Annotated in this window: 16 protein-coding genes; 8 read left to right on the top strand and 8 right to left on the bottom strand. The window is 43.2% G+C overall.

The genetic code is table 11. From position 1 onward, the window contains the following. Positions 1-159 precede the first annotated feature (159 nt). The 3 genes from B0H99_RS00410 to B0H99_RS00400 all read right to left on the bottom strand — a co-directional run bounded on the left by B0H99_RS00410 (position 160) and on the right by B0H99_RS00400 (position 3361). Complete coding sequence (locus B0H99_RS00410) at positions 160-1377, bottom strand: aminotransferase-like domain-containing protein (RefSeq protein WP_106531645.1); 1218 nt, start codon at positions 1375-1377, stop codon at positions 160-162. A gap of 193 nt (positions 1378-1570) precedes the next feature. Beyond that, positions 1571-2302: a Bax inhibitor-1/YccA family protein gene (locus B0H99_RS00405; protein WP_425440372.1), complete on the bottom strand. Its 732-nt coding sequence runs from the start codon at positions 2300-2302 to the stop codon at positions 1571-1573. 273 nt (positions 2303-2575) lie between these two features. Continuing rightward, positions 2576-3361 (bottom strand): DUF4240 domain-containing protein, encoded by a 786-nt coding sequence (locus tag B0H99_RS00400; RefSeq protein WP_181313530.1) that lies wholly within the window; start codon positions 3359-3361, stop codon positions 2576-2578. Positions 3362-3808: 447 nt separating this feature from the next. Here B0H99_RS00400 and B0H99_RS00395 point away from each other — a divergent pair, with 447 nt between their 5' ends. Then, positions 3809-4078 carry an excalibur calcium-binding domain-containing protein gene (locus B0H99_RS00395; RefSeq protein WP_181313529.1) on the top strand — a complete coding sequence of 90 codons (270 nt, stop codon included), beginning with the start codon at positions 3809-3811 and terminating at the stop codon, positions 4076-4078. Between the two features lie 187 nt (positions 4079-4265). Beyond that, entirely contained in the window at positions 4266-5045 is a 780-nt protein-coding gene (locus tag B0H99_RS00390) for a DUF4240 domain-containing protein (protein ID WP_106531641.1), read from the top strand. A gap of 145 nt (positions 5046-5190) precedes the next feature. On the opposite strand, the gene B0H99_RS00385 is transcribed toward B0H99_RS00390, so the two are convergent. Then, on the bottom strand, positions 5191-5982 hold the full coding sequence (locus tag B0H99_RS00385; RefSeq protein WP_106531640.1) for an SGNH/GDSL hydrolase family protein: 792 nt from the start codon (positions 5980-5982) through the stop codon (positions 5191-5193). 399 nt (positions 5983-6381) lie between these two features. On the opposite strand from B0H99_RS00385, the gene B0H99_RS00380 reads away from it, so the two are divergent. The 4 genes from B0H99_RS00380 to B0H99_RS00365 all read left to right on the top strand — a co-directional run bounded on the left by B0H99_RS00380 (position 6382) and on the right by B0H99_RS00365 (position 10744). Next, entirely contained in the window at positions 6382-7635 is a 1254-nt protein-coding gene (locus B0H99_RS00380) for an ATP-grasp domain-containing protein (RefSeq protein WP_181313528.1), read from the top strand. 223 nt (positions 7636-7858) lie between these two features. Continuing rightward, positions 7859-8536, top strand: coding sequence for a response regulator transcription factor (locus tag B0H99_RS00375; RefSeq protein WP_106532006.1), 678 nt, complete (start codon positions 7859-7861; stop codon positions 8534-8536). After that, the gene (locus tag B0H99_RS00370) at positions 8493-9902 is read left to right on the top strand and encodes a sensor histidine kinase (RefSeq protein WP_181313527.1); all 1410 of its coding nucleotides are present in this window, start codon (positions 8493-8495) and stop codon (positions 9900-9902) included. Before B0H99_RS00375 ends, B0H99_RS00370 begins: the two co-directional genes overlap by 44 nt. 110 nt (positions 9903-10012) lie before the next feature. Next, positions 10013-10744 (top strand): class I SAM-dependent methyltransferase, encoded by a 732-nt coding sequence (locus B0H99_RS00365; protein WP_106531637.1) that lies wholly within the window; start codon positions 10013-10015, stop codon positions 10742-10744. Between the two features lie 87 nt (positions 10745-10831). Here the strand turns inward: B0H99_RS00365 and B0H99_RS00360 are convergent, their stop codons facing one another. Further along, positions 10832-11581, bottom strand: a complete 750-nt coding sequence (locus B0H99_RS00360) for an alpha/beta hydrolase (RefSeq protein WP_106531636.1) — start codon at positions 11579-11581, stop codon at positions 10832-10834. A 253-nt stretch (positions 11582-11834) separates the two neighbouring features. On the opposite strand from B0H99_RS00360, the gene B0H99_RS00355 reads away from it, so the two are divergent. Further along, positions 11835-12842 (top strand): ATP-binding cassette domain-containing protein, encoded by a 1008-nt coding sequence (locus tag B0H99_RS00355; RefSeq protein WP_425440371.1) that lies wholly within the window; start codon positions 11835-11837, stop codon positions 12840-12842. After that, positions 12839-13681 carry an ABC transporter permease gene (locus B0H99_RS00350; protein ID WP_106531634.1) on the top strand — a complete coding sequence of 281 codons (843 nt, stop codon included), beginning with the start codon at positions 12839-12841 and terminating at the stop codon, positions 13679-13681. The genes B0H99_RS00355 and B0H99_RS00350 overlap by 4 nt, the downstream gene beginning before the upstream one ends. 129 nt (positions 13682-13810) lie before the next feature. Here B0H99_RS00350 and B0H99_RS00345 read toward each other — a convergent pair whose 3' ends face one another. From B0H99_RS00345 to B0H99_RS00335, 3 genes are read right to left on the bottom strand one after another with little or no spacing between them, the layout of a single operon-like run. Continuing rightward, positions 13811-14917 (bottom strand): Gfo/Idh/MocA family protein, encoded by a 1107-nt coding sequence (locus B0H99_RS00345; protein ID WP_106531633.1) that lies wholly within the window; start codon positions 14915-14917, stop codon positions 13811-13813. 14 nt (positions 14918-14931) lie between these two features. Continuing rightward, complete coding sequence (locus tag B0H99_RS00340; protein WP_106532005.1) at positions 14932-15672, bottom strand: ThuA domain-containing protein; 741 nt, start codon at positions 15670-15672, stop codon at positions 14932-14934. Positions 15673-15708: 36 nt separating this feature from the next. After that, positions 15709-16869 carry a Gfo/Idh/MocA family protein gene (locus tag B0H99_RS00335; RefSeq protein ID WP_106531632.1) on the bottom strand — a complete coding sequence of 387 codons (1161 nt, stop codon included), beginning with the start codon at positions 16867-16869 and terminating at the stop codon, positions 15709-15711. Between the last annotated feature and the right edge of the window lie 290 nt (positions 16870-17159).

Here is a 17159-nt window from a genome sequence, read left to right as displayed (position 1 = left end):
GGCGCTAGAGCTCTAGCGCCTTTTCGTTTTTTATTGGAATCGTTTGGCATTAGTTAAGATAAGGTTAATGCCTGTACAAAAAAGAACAGACAAAAAGCAGCTCCATCTCAAAGATTAAAGCTGCTTTTTGTGGTTTTCAGTAAACTTCAAAGCAAGAATTTACAGTGTCATTGGTTCAGTGGTAGATGCATCTTCGTTCAATTCACGCTGCAGCACTTCGCCCATGCGTTTCATGCCTTCTTTGATGCGTTCTTCCGGTGTGTTCGAGAAATTCAAGCGCAGCGTATTCGTCTGAGCGTTGCCAGCGAAAAAGGCGGCGCCGGGAATTACCGCGACGTTGCTTTCCAACAACTTTAACGAAATTTTGCGGGCATCCATTGATTCAGGAAGCTCTACCCAGAGGAACAAGCCGCCTTCCGGTTTTACAAAAGAGACGCTTTTCGGAAAAAATTGCTCGATGCAATCGATCATGACTGCACAACGCTCTTTATAGACCTCTTTGATGGTTTCAATATGCGCATCAATATCGTTCTGTTCCATGTATTTTGCCGTCAGGCGCTGAGCAAAGCCGTCAGAATGCATGTCCGCAGACTCTTTCAGGCCTATGTATTTTTCGATGAACACGGTATCGGCGCAGATCCAGCCCAACCGGAGTCCTGGTGCGAAAATTTTTGAGAACGTGCTCAAGTAAATGACGCGGCCGTCCGTGTCAAACTGCTTGATCGGCGGAATAGGAGTTCCGGAAAACCGGATGGCGCCATACGGGTTATCTTCTAGAATGATCATGTCATATTGCTTGGCAAGCTTGATCATGCGTTTTCTTCTTTCGAGGCTCAGTGTACGGCCAGACGGATTTTGGAAATCAGGAATAGTATAAATGAATTTTGCATGAGGGTTTTCCATAAGGCGCTTTTCCAAGATCTCCATGATCATTCCGTCCTCGTCCATTTCCACTTCTACAAAATTAGCGTCATATGTTTTAAATGCATTGATTGCAGCGAGGTAAGTCGGGCTTTCGCAGATGATCGTATCCCCTTCATCGAGCAGGAGCCTGCCGGTAAGGTCTATGGCCTGCTGGGAACCGGATGTGATCATAAGCTGATCCAATGTTGCCGGAATGCCGATTGCTTCCATTCGTCCGGCGATAGCCTGCCGGAGCGGGAGGTAGCCTTCTGTTGCACTATATTGAAGAGAAGCCGCGCCTTCTTCAGTCAGGACCGCTTCGCTTGCCGTTTTTAATGCTTCAATTGGAAACAGTTCTGGGGCTGGAAGTCCGCCTGCAAACGAAATCAATTCTGGCCGCTCCCCCGCAGTCAAGATGATGCGCATATCAGAGGATTTGATGGAACACGCTCTTTTTGCAAATTTATTGTGCATATCTAGTTGCCCCTTTTAAATAAGACTTTATAAAAAAATACTAGTCTTTATAATACACCACTATGGAAAAAATGCATTAAAAAACGCATAAAAACTTATGTGAATGTGGTCCTAGCGAAGTTGAAGTTCTCTAAAACTATCTCTTGCTACTACATTTGCAACAAAAAAAACGCCCCGAAGGACGTTTTCGTGATCACCTGCGCAACTTGGACAGCAAACGGAGAATTTCAAGATAAAGCCAGATCAAGGTAATCAGCAGCCCGAATGCACCGTACCATTCGAAATACTTCGGGGTACGCCTCTTTGATGCATTCTCAATAAAGTCAAAATCCAAAACGAGATTCAAGGCGGCCACAATAACAATGATGACTGATATCGCAATGCCAAGAGGGGTTGCTTCATGCAAGTGTGGAATTTGGAACCCAAAAAAGCGGCCAATAAAGGAAACCAGGTACACCACGAAGACAGCGCCAGTGGCAGCGGCAACGCCCAATCTGAAATTATGTGTGACCTTTATGAGGCCAGATCTGTAAACAACCAACAAACTAAGCAACACGGCAATTGTAAGAAGCACCGCCTGGAAGACGATTCCGCCGTATTGAAGTTCGTACCTGGCGGAAACTGCCCCAAGGAATAAACCTTCCAACAAAGCATAAACAGGAGCTGTAAATGGCGAGATTTTTGGAACGAAAATTGTCACCAAAGCTACAAGGAACCCGCCGATCCCCCCTACAAGAACTAGCGGCATTGCACTAGCCGGATTGGTGACAAACTGATTCCAGGAATAGACAAAGGTAGCAAGTAGAAGCAATAACAAAATAAAAGTTCTATTTACGGTTCCTATAATGGTCATGTTTCGACCTGTGCCTACGTCCTCAAATCTTTCAAATGCCTCGGTTTTTAAGCTAGGATTTCCACTTCTCAAAGACATCACCTCAACTAGTATTTGATGATTCGCCGAAAATGCTGATCTTGATCGAATGTCAACGAACTATTCTTTTATTATAAGGCAGGGATCGAATAATGGCTAAAATTCAGCTGCCTTGTTTGGAGAAAGTAGTTAATTGAAGGTCTTGACTCTTTTAATCTACTTTATAAGATGGAAGGAGGAATCTCCTTAGTAAGAAACTTAACTGGACGAATAATAAAATAATGTACTTTTAATTAAAGAAGAATTCTATTTATAACATTTTCGGCATCATAATGGATTTTTACTAAAAGCTTTCCAAAGCCCAGGGAATAGGTTGCTAAAACAATTTTTTCTATCTTCATCCCAGGTCATATCAATTTCAGGCAGACTGAAATCTTCAGCCATCAATTGAGCATATAGTTTTCTATACTCGCCATAACTATGGCCGGTTTTTACATTGTAAGCTGTACTTGCTGCTGCTATCAAAGTTTTCACTTGCAGGATTGTTTCTTGTCCTTTCACCTTTTTTAGATGGGGAAGGAGCGACTCCGGGTCTTCAATCGCTCTATAATATACTTCTTTTCCTGAAAAAAGCATCCAAGCTCTAAAACTATCGAAGCCTTCACCGGAACATTCTCCCATGGCAATATATGCGGCAGCCCAAAGATTGCTTGAGTACGACTTGGAGTAATGCTCATTTAAAAAGGAGTCGAAACTAATAATATCAATTACGGATCGTTGGGATAAATGAGAAACAAGCCACTCCTTCTGTTTATAAGGATCCTCGCTATAGTGTTTGCAAAACGCCACTAGCTGCCAGAAGTAGGGTTCCGTCATTGTGCTTTCTTCTATCTCATGTTGAATAGTTACAGCCGGCCGGTAACCTTTTTTCAGCTTTGACTGAATGAGCCGATGCGCTTCTTTTTTGCAGGCTTCTGGGGAAGGAAACTCTTTTGCTCTTACTGTTCCGACAGTGCCGATTCTTCCGTAGGTAACAGCATATGAAGTTTTTGCCACTGCAATTTTCCAAAACTTATTTGAATAGCTGCTCTTATACACTAAATGGGCTTGCACTGATACACCTCCTCGAACCAACCAGTTTTATATCTAGGTACAGTAATCATTTTATTATTGTACATAGAGGAAGTATTTTATGCACTATGGCATTTGAGTTAAAATCAAAAATTAATAATATCATCATTTTGTAAGCTGTATCCATTTTCATATTAGTTTTTATTTTTTCAGATTAAGAGGGGGATTAGAACAAAAAATCAATGGGTTATGAGACAAAAAGTCTCTTGCATCAGAATAACTATATAATATTAAATCTGATATATAGAGATTCATTAAACAGGTATAGAAAAAGGTAGAATAACATAAAACGTTAAAATTTTGATTTTTTGCTATAGGCTTATTTATCTAATTCTGTTATAGTTATAAAGTCTTTTAATTGGTAAATGTTTATAGTTTTCATATCTTCTTCCAAAAAAGACTTCAATAAATGCGAATAGAGGGATTATGATGAAAAAAATAACAATGGCCATATTGTCTGCTACTATTGCTTTCAGTTTTACTTATAGTGCTGCTCCAGTAGAGTCGGTTGATGCTAAAGTGAAAGTCTATGCGAATTGCACAGCTTTGAACAAAGATTATAAAGGCGGAGTAGCTAGAACATCTAGTGTAAAGAACAAAGGCGGAAAAACCAATTACAAACCTTTCGTTTCTAAAGCACTTTATGATGCAAATAAATCAAAAGATCGTGATAAAGATCTGATTGCTTGTGAGCGTTAAATTCCATTTATACTAAAAACCAACTTTGACAGCCGCCATTAAAATGAACTTATTTTATGGTGGCTGTCTTATTATTTGAAATCCACTTGTTCGATACATACAAGAATATAGTTTTAATTCATTAGACAAGCAAAGCGGAAATGGCTTCACAAGCAATAAGTCAGAAAGCAAGGAATGATACACTAAAGTGGAAAAACTGCTGGTATACAAGACCGTTTCTTCAAATAAGTTCTGGAAAATAAAAGTTCAAGGCAATGGCTTTATCGTTTCATATGGAAAAATCGGTACAATGGGTTCGGTGAACACCAAGGAATTCGATTCTGAAGAAGCTTGCCTAAAGGAAGCGAACAAGTTGATCCAGTCGAAATTGAAAAAAGGTTATAGTGAAAGCGAGAAAGAAGAAGGCATCCAAGAAGTTGGCATGTCAGAGGACCAGTTCTGGGAGCTTCTTTCCTCGGCTCATAAAAAAGGAGAGGACTGGGAGGAACAGCTGGAATGGCTTGTCGGACAGCTGTCGAAAAAACCACTCAACGACATTATTCGATTCGATTACCATTTTAACCAGAACTATAATAAATCCTATACCTCGAATTTATGGGCTGCTGCATATATTATTATGGGCGGCTGCTCAGATGATTCTTTTGATTATTTCCGGGCGTGGCTCCTTTTCCTTGGAAAAGAACGGTACGAAAAGGCTATTCAAAATCCGGAAAGCATCATTCCTTATTTAGAAGAGCTAGAAGAAGAAGTTCCTGAATTCGAAGAATTTCTCTATTGTGCCAGCATGGCATACGAAGAAAAGACTGGACAGGAACAAGAGGCATACCTTGATTTGTACTGGAAGTTGTCAGGGGATGCTTACGAACAGCCGATCATGGAATTTGACTGGGATGAAGATGACGAAGAAGGGCTGCGCGAAAGGTTTCCGCTATTATGGGATTTATACGGGGAAACGCCATTGGGCTAGAATGCTAGAGCAATTTGTTGGTTGTTTTCCCTTTAAATGAACAGCATAAGAAAACCAAGGAGTGCCGCCATTGGTTTTTAGTATGTGAGAAAAACTTGCCAGCAAAAAAACTGCCGTCCTTTAACTCAGGACGGCAGTTTTTGCATTAATGGTGATGATGGTGATGATGATGAGAATACTCATGCTTTAGGGCACGAAGGCCGATTTTAGCGAGCCTCACATGACCGGCTTTTGTCGGGTGTACATCTTTTGGAAAAACGTATTTTGCCTGATTGTCACCGAAAGCTTTGTCAGCGTTGGCTAATTTTACTTTTTTGTTGGAATCCGCCAGCTTTTTGTATCCTTCGTTGATCTGTGGAAGATAGCGGTCAACTACTTGGTGGAACGGATCTTTAACTTGGAACGGGTTGTAAAGGTTATACAAGACGATCGGCGCATCTGTCAGAGAACGTATTTCTTTAATGATTTCATTAAGGTTATCGAAAACATCAGTGTTGGCCAGCTTTTGTGCCAGTAGTTTGTGGAAAAGCTTGTTATCTCCGCGGCTCTCGGCATGGGCGGCTTTCAATAGTTCAATAAAATCGATACCGCCTATGTTGAGTATCACGTAATCGGCCTTTTTCACAGCATGACGGAATCTTTTGTCTGTATCCAAAGCATCGAGAAGGTCATCAGTCTTCCAGCCGGGAACTGCCAAATTTTGTACCTTCAAATCGGCTTTCGCTCCAATCAAATAAGGAAAAGCATATTTGGCCGGACGATCGTTATTGCGGTGCGGACTATAACCGAATGGAGCGGAATCTCCTAGAGCTACAAGTGTGTCTTTGCCATGATGCCTGTCATAGTCTTTTCCGTAGTTGTTATGAGCAAAAGCGCTTGTCATAGGCAATGAAAGAGCCATCAAGAAAACGATCAACACTCTGAACAGTTTACTCATAAAGGGCACCTCCTTTCCTATAATTTTATACAAAAAGTATATGTTAAAAAGTCAAAATTGTCTGTGAATAAAAAAGACTATTTTTTATCATAAACGCATTTTTTTGTTATTATCGTTATAAGAATTCCAAATAAGGAAGTTTCGAAAGCTGTTGGATTAAGTGATATAGACTGTCTTTAAGAATAAACATGGAGCTATACTTGCCAAAGTTTTTTGTCTTCGGAAAAGGTTCAGCAATTTACATCAAGGTAATTTTATATATCCATTAATTTGTGTAATCAACTAAAACTTTTTAGAAAGTTTCGAATCTAAATGAATTTTCACTCAATTTTCACCAAAGCTCATTATAGTAAGGAGTATCAAATAGAATCTAATTCGATGAAGAAGAGGCGATGCCCAATGAAGAAGATATTGATTCTTGGCGGTTATACCCATATGAATGATGTAGTGAAAACAGCGAACCGGATGGGGCTGTATACAATTGTCACAGACAGGGAACCGGATGCTCCTGCAAAATCATTCGCGGATAAATCCTATAATATCAGCACAGATGACATCGAATCGCTAGTGAACATGGCGGAAAAAGAAAAAATTGATGGTGTGTTCAATGCTTTTGATGACTTTAATACATGGCAGGCACAGGCACTATGCGAACGGCTTGGTTTACCGCATTATGCTACAAAAGAGCAGCTTGAAATTTGTTCGAACAAAGACCGTTTCAAAGACTTTTGCAGAAGCTTCGGCGTTCCTGTGATTGAAGAATATAATATCGATGAACTTGTATATGCCTCTGATGGCCGGACAATCGAATTTCCAGTGATCGTCAAGCCGGTTGACAGCTACGCGAGCCAAGGCATTACAGTCTGTTATGGAAAGGAAGAACTGGAAAAAGCATACGAGAAAGCCCGGCAGCGCTCGAAAACCGGAAAAGTCATTGTCGAGCGATTTATCGATAATTCCCATGGGGTGGAAATGTATTATACAGTGAAAGGCGGAAAAGTGGTATTGACTGCCGTTACCGACCGCTATGTACAGAAATTATCCGATGAACATCCGCCGCTGCCGACAGCGACAATTTTTCCATCTCAGCATCTTGATCATTATCTGGCGGTGCTTGATGCGAAAGTAAGAAATATGATCCGCGGTATGGGAATAGAGAACGGCGTTCTTTTTATCCAATCTCTCATTGAAAAAGAACGCTTTTATCTGTATGAAATGGGCTTTCGCCTTAGCGGTGAACAGCACTACCAAATCATAGAAAAACAGACTGGCATTAATTTACTGAAAATGATGCTGGACTTCACGATAGGGGGTGAGCTTAATGCCTATTCGATAGCGCAATTTGATAACGGTTATTCAAAAATTCCTGCGTGCAATTTGGCCATACTACTTAATGAAGGAACAGTAAAAGATATTATCGGTCTCGAGCGCATCTTAGCAATGCCTGAAGTTCTGTCGTTCATTCAGTTGAAAGAGCGAGGAGATAACGTGGAGGCTTCTGGAAATTATGGCCAGATGCTGGGAAGGTTTAATATTGTTTCTGAAAATTTGCACCAGACACTTGAAACCATCAACAATACGCTAAAAGTTATTTCAACAGATGGGCGCAATTTGATTGCGTCAGGACAGGAATCTTTCTTGCTTCCGGCTTGATAGCAAGGATCAATTGATATAACTGAAGCGCTGTTTCGGTGCACTGGATTAAAATACAAAATGGTCAAGCTGCACCCAATTTCGACCTGGTGCAGCTTGTTTATGTTGCTCCAACAAAACCCTAACTTTAAAATTATTTATTTGAAGAAGTTTTTAATCTCTTTTTAACATTCATATGATGAACTAACAGTAAACCAATTTTCTTGAGGAGAGGATGTTCGCTGTGAAAATTTTATTGGCAGAAGATGACGAGATGCTTGGCGGACTAGTCGTTCACTTGTTGGAAAAAAAAGGTGCGAAGACGGTCGATTGGGTGACAGAAGGGGAAGACGCTTTTCACTTTGCCATGGCATCCTTTTATGATGTTGTCATTCTGGACTGGATGATGCCAAACGGCGATGGGATTTCCATATGCAAAAATCTGAGGAAAAAAGGGTACGGGGGAGCAGTGTTAATGCTTACAGCCAAAGACGCATTAATGGACCGGGTTGAAGGGCTTGAAGCGGGTGCTGATGATTATTTGGCAAAACCATTCGAAATAGAAGAGTTATGGGCACGTCTCCGAGCTTTAGCGCGGCGTACTTATTCTCCATTGCAGGAAGAAGTTCTGAAAGTAAGCGGAATCGAGATGAATCGCACGGCACGCTCGGTATTCCGCGCTAATGAGCGGATCAACTTGACTCCTCGGGAGTTTCAGCTATTAGACCTGCTGATTCAAAATCGTGGCACAGTCCTGACAAGGGAAATGATTTTCGACCGGATCTGGGGATTTGATACTGAAGTGGAAATGAAGACCATTGATGCAACGATAAAATTGCTGCGGAAAAAAATTGATACGAAAGAAGGAGTGAGTTTGATTGAGACTGTCCGAGGTGTTGGGTACAAGATTGAGAAAACTTAACCTTTTGGGGCAAAATGAAAAAACTGTGTTTGTTCAAACGCGAAAACGCTTGACCCTTTTCTACAGCATCATTCTAACATCATTCCTGGCAGTTTTTGTTACCCTGACCCTTTTTGTTTTTTATATGGTTATCACAAATGACCAAGAGCAGGCGCTTCGTTTGCTTTCAGACCGTGAAGTCAGCATGGCTGAAAGGGCGCTCATTGGCAGCGGCGGGGCATGGAGAGAACAGGAACACCGCTCTTTGATGGGAAATCAAGTGTTTTATTACCTTACGGAAAATGATGGGCACCTTATCATCAACCAGGATAAAAATGATGAGCTCCACGGCCATTATGTGGCACTTATTAAAGGCTGGGTAACCGACGGGATAGAAGTAAGGCGAATGGCGATCAACATATCGAAAAATGATCCACTCTATGAAAAATACAAAAATATCGATATGGATGTTTTGGTCCTGGCACGGCCGATCATCCATGAAGGCCAGCGGATTGCTATGTTGTATATGGCGGTTGATAACGCGTTCTACAGCAGCATCATCAAATGGATCGTGGTCGTTTTTGTCAGTTTTGCTCTTGCATTTTCCGTCATGGGTGTCCTGTTAAGCCGGTGGATGGCAAGACGCACATTGAAACCTATCGAAATAGCCTATAATTCGCAAAAGGACTTTGTTTCAAACGCTTCCCACGAGCTCCGTACTCCGCTTAGTGTCATCTTATCCGGAGTAGAAGTGTTGGGCATGGAAGCGGATAAAGAAAATCAGTTCATGATGAAAACGCTTGGTACCATGAAGCATGAAGTTAAACGGATGTCGGGACTGATCACGGAATTGCTGGCCCTTGCCCGATCTGATGCCGAACAAGATGCGGCAGGGCTTAAAAAACAGCTTTTCGATGTTCGTCCGATTGCAGAACAGATGATTGAATCGTTCAGTAAAATTGGAAGTGAAAAGCAAATTGCGTTAAAACTAGTGGCGCCGGAAAAAATGGTAGTCTACGGGGATCGCGACAAACTTGCTCAATTGATGTATATACTGACAGATAATGCCTTAAAGTATACACAACCTGGCGGGCATGTGGAAATTGCTTTGGAGAAGCACAGCAGCAATAAGCTTGATGAGTTTATCTTGTCTGTAAAAGATACCGGAATCGGCATTCTGCCCGAAGAACAACTGAAAATCTTTGAACGTTTTTACCGGACAGATAAAGTCCGCTCCAGAAAAGAAGGCGGGTTTGGCCTTGGCTTGTCTATCGCGAAAACGATTGCGTCGGCCCATAAAGGAGAAATAACGGTAGAGAGTGAAAGCGGTAAAGGGTCCGTTTTCTGTGCAAAAATTCCTTTGGAGCCGGATACAACTTCCATCTGAAAGTATGCCAAAATAAATCCATATGATTTCAATCTATACCAAACTTTTTTAACTGGCAGCAGATTTGATATAATATGAAAATAGTTAACTCCTGGAAAAGAAGGTGGCCAATGAAAGAAAAAGTAGCAGATACTTTCAACCAGCTGGCATCTATCTACGAGAACTCGGTAGATACAACCAGCCTTTTTAATAGCGAATATGAGAGGCCAGCTATGCTTGCGCATATTCCAAACGTTATGTCCGGCAAAAAGGTGTTTGATGCCGGCTGCGCTGCCGGATGGTATACAGAGCAATTGATCGATAGGGGAGCGGACGTGATTGCTGCCGACATTAGCATTGAAATGGTTCTGTCTGCAAAGCGGCGGATTGGAGACAATGCGGAAATACTTTGTATGGATTTAGAAAAGGAACTTCCTTTTCAAACAGCTTCATTTGATGTTATCGTTAGTTCTTTGACCCTTCATTACCTCGAAAAATGGGAGGAGACATTCCGGGAGTTTCATCGGATTCTTAAACCAGATGGCATGTTCCTGTTCTCGGTCCATCACCCCTTGACTGAAATCAATAGGTTAGAAAAAGCACATTATTTTTCTACAGAACTGATCATTGATCAATGGAACAAAGAAGGGAAAATCTTTGATGTTCCATACTACAGAAGGCCGCTTAGCGAAATCATGAACCAAACGCTCTCCTGTTTCTCGATCGAGAAAGTAATCGAACCGCTTCCGACTTTAAAATTCAAGGAACAGTCTCCGGGGAGCTATAGCCGCCTGATGAAAAGACCACAGTTTCTGATCATTAAAGCGAAGCCGCAGTGTTCAATTGGAAGCAAACGTGTATAAGAGAAAGCGAGACCTAAAGGATGGATGAAGTTAATCATCCGCTTCAGGATCTCGCTTTTTTGTTGAGGGATGGTTTTCCTGCAACTGTTATTGTGCTTCGTATTTCTTGAAAAAAGCCAGCGTCTCATCGATGATTCGCTGCTGATCGTTATCGAGTGTAGCGACGTGGTAGCTGTCTGGCATCTCAATGATGGTTTTCTCTTCGGAAGTTATTTCATCATAGATGATTTGAGCATTATTGGCTGGCACCACATGGTCTTCCGGTGAAACAAAAAGAATTGTCGGACAGCGAACTTTATGAAGATTGGCGCGTACTTCAGCCATAAATGTCAGCAGTTGTTTCACAGAAGCGACAGGTGTCATTTCATAAGCAAGTTCCTTAGCTCCGGCCTTTTTGATATCAGATCCGATCGCATCCAAGAATCGCACATCCTGCAAATCGTTCACAGCGATCATTGAAGGCACATCAACTGCAGCATTGATTAAGGAAATTGCACGAATGTCAGGATAATTTTCAGCTATGTAAAGCGCAAGTGTACCACCCATCGACAAGCCGGCCATGAAAACCTGATCACAGCGCTCGTTCAGCCAGGTGAATGCTTCTTCAATGGAAGTGATCCAATCGTGATAGCTTGTCTGCTCCATTTCCTCGTGATGCGTTCCATGTCCTTTTAGCCTCGGAACCGAAACGGTGTAGCCTTCTTTGGCGAATGCCTCTCCAAGCGGCCGCATGCTTTGTGTTGTTCCTGTAAATCCGTGGGAAACCAAGATTCCGATACGGCCGCCCTCAACTGTAAAAGGTTCCGCGCCTGTCAAAACGTCAAAGTTTTTCGTCATTATCCATCCTCCTTTAGTTGTTAGTATTGAATTCGATATAGAATTTTAAAAGTCCTTTGACAACTCGAATGCTGAATTATAAAAAATTACTCGAATACGACTGCACATGAGGTTTAACTTATCGAATCAAGGGAACTTAAAAAGTATAGAACACATGTTCTGTAAAGGTGGTCTTTAACATACATACACTCATTCTTTATTTTCAGATCTTACATACCGATGCTCAAGCCGCTAATCAATTGGGATGGAAAGGGTGAAAAACGTGCGTGATGTGAGAGAACAGCAGAACACAGTTGGATGGGCGATTGAGGCAAAAGGACTTGTGAAAATATACGGCAAGCACCGAGCAGTAGACGGAGTAGATTTAGCGATCCGAAAAGGGACTGTTTATGGTTTTTTAGGGCCGAATGGAGCCGGCAAAACAACCACGATCCGAATGCTCGCTACACTGACAAAACCAGACGGAGGAAGCGCACGGATCTTTGGGCATGATCTTAGCAAGGAAGGCGATGCCATCAGAAGCCGCATCAGTATGACCGGGCAATATGCATCAATTGATGAAGATTTGACCGGCATGGAAAATCTCGTCATGATGGCTAGATTGATGGGCTACAAACGAAAAGCGGCAAAAGTGCGGGCCGCTGAATTGCTAATGGCCTTTGGTTTGGAAGAGGCGGCGAAACGCCAGGTAAAAAATTATTCAGGAGGAATGCGCAGACGCATTGATATTGCTGCAAGCATCGTGGTGACTCCGGATCTGCTATTTTTAGATGAACCGACAACCGGACTCGATCCGAGGAGCCGCAACCAAGTTTGGGATATCATTCGCGCGCTCGTAAATTCTGGCACGACAGTTTTACTGACAACGCAATATTTGGATGAAGCAGACCAGTTGGCAGACCGGATAGCAGTGATCAATCACGGGAAAATTATTGCGGAAGGGACGAGTAGTGAGTTAAAGGCATCGGTCGGCAGCGGGACGCTGAATGTTCAGCTTGTTGATGCTGCAGATCATAAAATGGCAGTAGATTTACTGGAGAAGAAGCTTTCCGCACCAGTCCACGTTTCAGGAGATGCAACCTTATTATCTGCACAGGTCGACAACTCAGGGCTTGTTGCGGAAGCTCTGAGCGATTTATCAAAAGAAGGGATCGTGATCAGCGACTTTTCCTTCGGCCGGCCAAGCCTGGATGAGGTGTTCCTTACATTGACTGGACATACAGCCGGGGAAGAATCGAAGCCTGAGGAGGGAACAGCATGACCGATTTCATTGGACAAAACAGCAGCAGGACTCAAGAGATTCAATTGCAGGATTCTATTGCATCAAGCGAAAGACCAAAACCGCCAGGTGCCCTTGCTTCAACGCTTACGTTTGCCACACGGGCGCTACTGCGAATCAAACATGTGCCCGAGCAGATGTTTGATGTAACTGTATTTCCGATTATCTTTCTGCTGATGTTTACGTACTTGTTTGGTGGCGCGATTGCAGGGTCTACCGCTGAATACCTTCAGTTTCTGCTCCCGGGGATCCTTGTTATGACCGTGTCCCAGATTACAATGTACACCGGCATTGATTTGAACAACGACATCCGTAAAGGAATTTTTGACCGGTTCCGGACCTTGCCGATCTGGCTGCCATCCGCATTAGTCGGGGCGCTGCTTGTTGATGTTGTCCGCTATTCTATGGCGTCGGCCATTATGATCGGCCTTGGATTTGTGCTCGGTTTCCGTCCGGAAGGTGGAGTAACGGGAATATTCGGTGCGATCATGTTGATTTTAGTATTCTCTTTCAGTTTTTCGTGGATATGGACGGCAGTCGGTCTAGTTGTGCGCTCCGAAAAATCCCTAATGATGATCAGTTTTATGGTATTGTTTCCATTAACTTTTGTCAGTAACGTTTTTGTCGATCCGAGAACTTTGCCCTCTTGGCTCCAAAGCTTTGTTGAAGTCAATCCGATCTCGATTCTTGCCACGGCTGTCCGAGGTGCGATGCACGGCACTTCAACAATAGAACAAGTGGTATGGGTCCTTGTGGTATCGGTTATTATGACGGCAATATTTGCTCCGTTGACAATCTATTTGTATCGCAATAAAAAATAGCTAAAGGAAGGGGAATAGCACTAAAAGAAGGAGGCAACCGGAATGTTCCGGTTGCCTCCTTCTTTTAGTTGAAGCTCACGCTGTTTCTGCCTTTGTTAGAGTGGCTTCTCTAAAAACAACTGCCTTATATTAAAGGATTCCATCGAAAACTCGAGCTGAAACCGGAAACGGTTCCGGCTTGGCACACGTACTTTCCATTTGGTAGTATATGCCGGTTTGCGATGATTCATGGAAGCCGTGCATCGCTTCTAATACATGATAAGCGAGATCGCCATTTGCGCGATGGGTTTGGCCATGCATGATGGCATGCGCCATTTCTGCAACACCAATGCCGCGGCCGTTGTCCTGCAAATCTGAAAGCAACGGAATATCAGAGAACTCTTCTTCGCCTGTCGTGCGCATCCGTACAGGACCACCGAAAGTATTCGGATCTGGTACAAGCAAAGTGCCTTTGCTTCCGTAAATTTCAATAGGGGGCAGGGAAGAACCGCCGAAAGCGTCAAAACTGGTCGTAATAGTAGCGATAGCACCTGCCGCAAAATCGATGGTGCCGGAAATATGGGTTTCTGTTGAAACGTTAATTTTTTCACCGGCATTTGGTTCACTTAGAATCGTCCGTTCAGGATAGCTGATACGGGCGGAACCGGCTAGACGCTTGATAGGCCCAAGAAGGGCAACGAGTGCGGTCAAATAATAAGGACCCATATCAAACATAGGACCTCCGCCTTTTTCGTAGTAAAAAGCAGGATTCGGATGCCAGTGTTCATGGCCGCGGTTTATCATAAATGCAGAAGCGCCAATGGGTACGCCGATTTTACCGCTTTCAATTATATGCAGAGCCGTTTGGATTCCGGCCCCCAAAAAAGTGTCCGGAGCACTGCCGACTATCAGCCCTTTTTCTTTTGCTTTTTCCAATATAAGCTTGGCATCGGCTAGGCTTACAGCTAGCGGCTTTTCAACATACACATGCTTTCCGGCTTCCAGCACTTGGAGACATATTTCGGCATGGACTTGCGGTAGCGTCAAGTTAATAACCAGACCTATTTCCGGATCCGCAAGCAGTTCTTGTACCGTGCAAGCTTTTGGAACTCCAAATTTTTCAGCTTGAAATTGTGCCCGCTGCAAATCCAGGTCTGCGCAAGCGGAAAGTGATAGATGAGTAAATGCCGGAATGTTTTCCATGTATATGGAACTTATGTAACCGCAGCCGATAATGCCGATTTTCAAAGTGCTCATTTTCTTCCTCCTTTTTATTGGCTATCGCCCATGCCGGTATATCTTTGGCCGACCCACGTTAATGCAGAGCCCGAATTGGCTGCAGTGCCGTAAAGTTTTTTGCCTTCTGCAGCCCATAACAGGCCTTTTTTCATAATAAAAGATACTTCGGGCATTGCGACAATACTTGCGGTATGGCCCAAAGAATTGTAAAACACACGTCCGACACCCCAGCGCTTTGTCCAGACCACCGGCATATCTACTGCCTTGTTCAAAATATGCGGACCTTCGGCAACTGGAAAGCGGGTTGTCGCAAGCACTTCCACTGCTGGATCGACGTGCAGATAATATTGCTCACTGACCACTTCAAAATCGTTTATTCCTTCTAATAGAGGGCTCGAGGAATGTTTGATATTGACGGTATACGGGATCCCATCATTTCCGGGATGCGCGACCCAATTGCCGCCGGTCATAAACTGCCAGTCCACGTTTTTCCGGAAACTGTCGCACATGCCGCCGTGGCAACCTGCAAGCCCGACGCCGCTGATAACAGCTTCTGAAATATTGCGGACATACTGCGGTTCGATTTCTCCCATCGTCCAATGCGGAACGATCAAATCAAGTGCCTTTAGCTTTTCTGCATCAGCATAGGATTCCAATGTATCGGATACTTCAACTTCAAAGTTCTCTTCTTGAAGCAACCTTTTATAAATGCTTGCGACCTGTGCGGGTTCATGTCCGTCCCAGCCGCCTTGGACGATCAGTGCTTTTTTCATCATCAGCAAACCATTCCTTTCGGAGAAAAGTAGGATTCAAAGGCTAGAAACTTGAATCCATTTTCTGTCTTTGATCGATAATTCTACAGCCTCCAGCACTTGTTGGCATTTCACGCCTTCACTAAAACTAGGGGAGGGTTGGCGGTCTTTTTGAATCGCGTCCAGCAACTCTAGGAAAGCGTGCGTAAACGTGTGTTCATAGCCGATAGGATGACCAGCTGGCCACCAGGCATCGGAGTAAGCGTGAGGTGGATCGGTAGCCAACACCCGGCGGAATCCTTGAACATCCGCTTCGTCTTCGCTGAAATGGACCTGCAGTTCGTTCATGCGTTCAAAATCAAAAATGACACTGCCTTTGCTGCCGTTGATTTCAAATGAATTTGTGCTTCGGTGCCCGGTCGCAAAACGGGTCGCCTCAAAGGTGCCGAGCGCCCCGTTTGCAAAACGAGCCAAAAATAAAGTTGCGTCATCAACTGTTACCGGCCCTGTGGCAGCCGTATCTCCAGTAATGGCAGACAGTCCGCCGCTTTCATCAGGAAGCGGCCGTTCTTTGATGAAGGTCTCGCTCATCCCGATCACTTCGGATATATCACCGATAAGATAATGCGATAAGTCGATTAAGTGAGCGCCTAAATCGCCAAGAGCCCCAGAACCCGCAATCTCTTGTTGGAGACGCCAGACAAGTGGAAAACTGGGATCAACAATCCAGTCCTGCAAAAACCATGCACGAAAATGATAAATGTCTCCTAAACGTCCTTCTTCAATAAGTTGCTTCGCCAGCATAATAGCGGGAGTGAACCGGTAGTTGAAACCGACCATGTGCTTGACGCCTGCCTTTTCCGCGGCTTCGAGCATTTCACGGGAATCCGCCAAAGAAAGAGCGAGAGGTTTTTCACAATATAAATGTTTGCCTGCTTTTGCTGCCGCAATGGCTATTTCTTTATGGGCATTGCTCGGTGCATTAATATCAATCAAGTCAATATCATCTCGATCCAATAAATCTCTCCAATCTGAAGTGTGCTCTTTCCATCCGAACTGCTTGCCGGCTGCTGCAACCGCTTCCAAATTTCGGCCACAAATTACATTCATGCTTGGCTTTAAACTGTGAGGAAAAAACATAGGCAATGCACGATACGCGTTGCTGTGTGCTTTGCCCATAAACTTATAACCGACCATTCCAATATTTACTGTGTTCATAGTTTCAATCCTCTCTTTGTTTATTGAATAAACTAACTGTTTTCATTTTCTCGAATGTTAATAATTTTGTCAAAAATTAACCCTGTTATTACTGTTATAGAGTAATAATATATTGCTTCATATCATAATTCTAAGAGGAAAAAATCTAGAATACATAATAATTACACCAGGAGAAATTTCTTATTTATTTCCCTGCTTGAAATAGGCAGCTAGTTTCATTATCAGCAACAAATGCCGTTAATAATGATATGGTGGATAAAAAAATGTGTAAATAGATAGAATATTACTAA

Source organism: Planomicrobium soli (assembly GCF_003014655.1).
In the GTDB taxonomy this organism is placed as follows: domain Bacteria; phylum Bacillota; class Bacilli; order Bacillales_A; family Planococcaceae; genus Planococcus; species Planococcus soli_B.
Note: the sequence above shows the minus strand (reverse complement) of the source record. Positions and strands in the feature narration are given on the sequence as shown.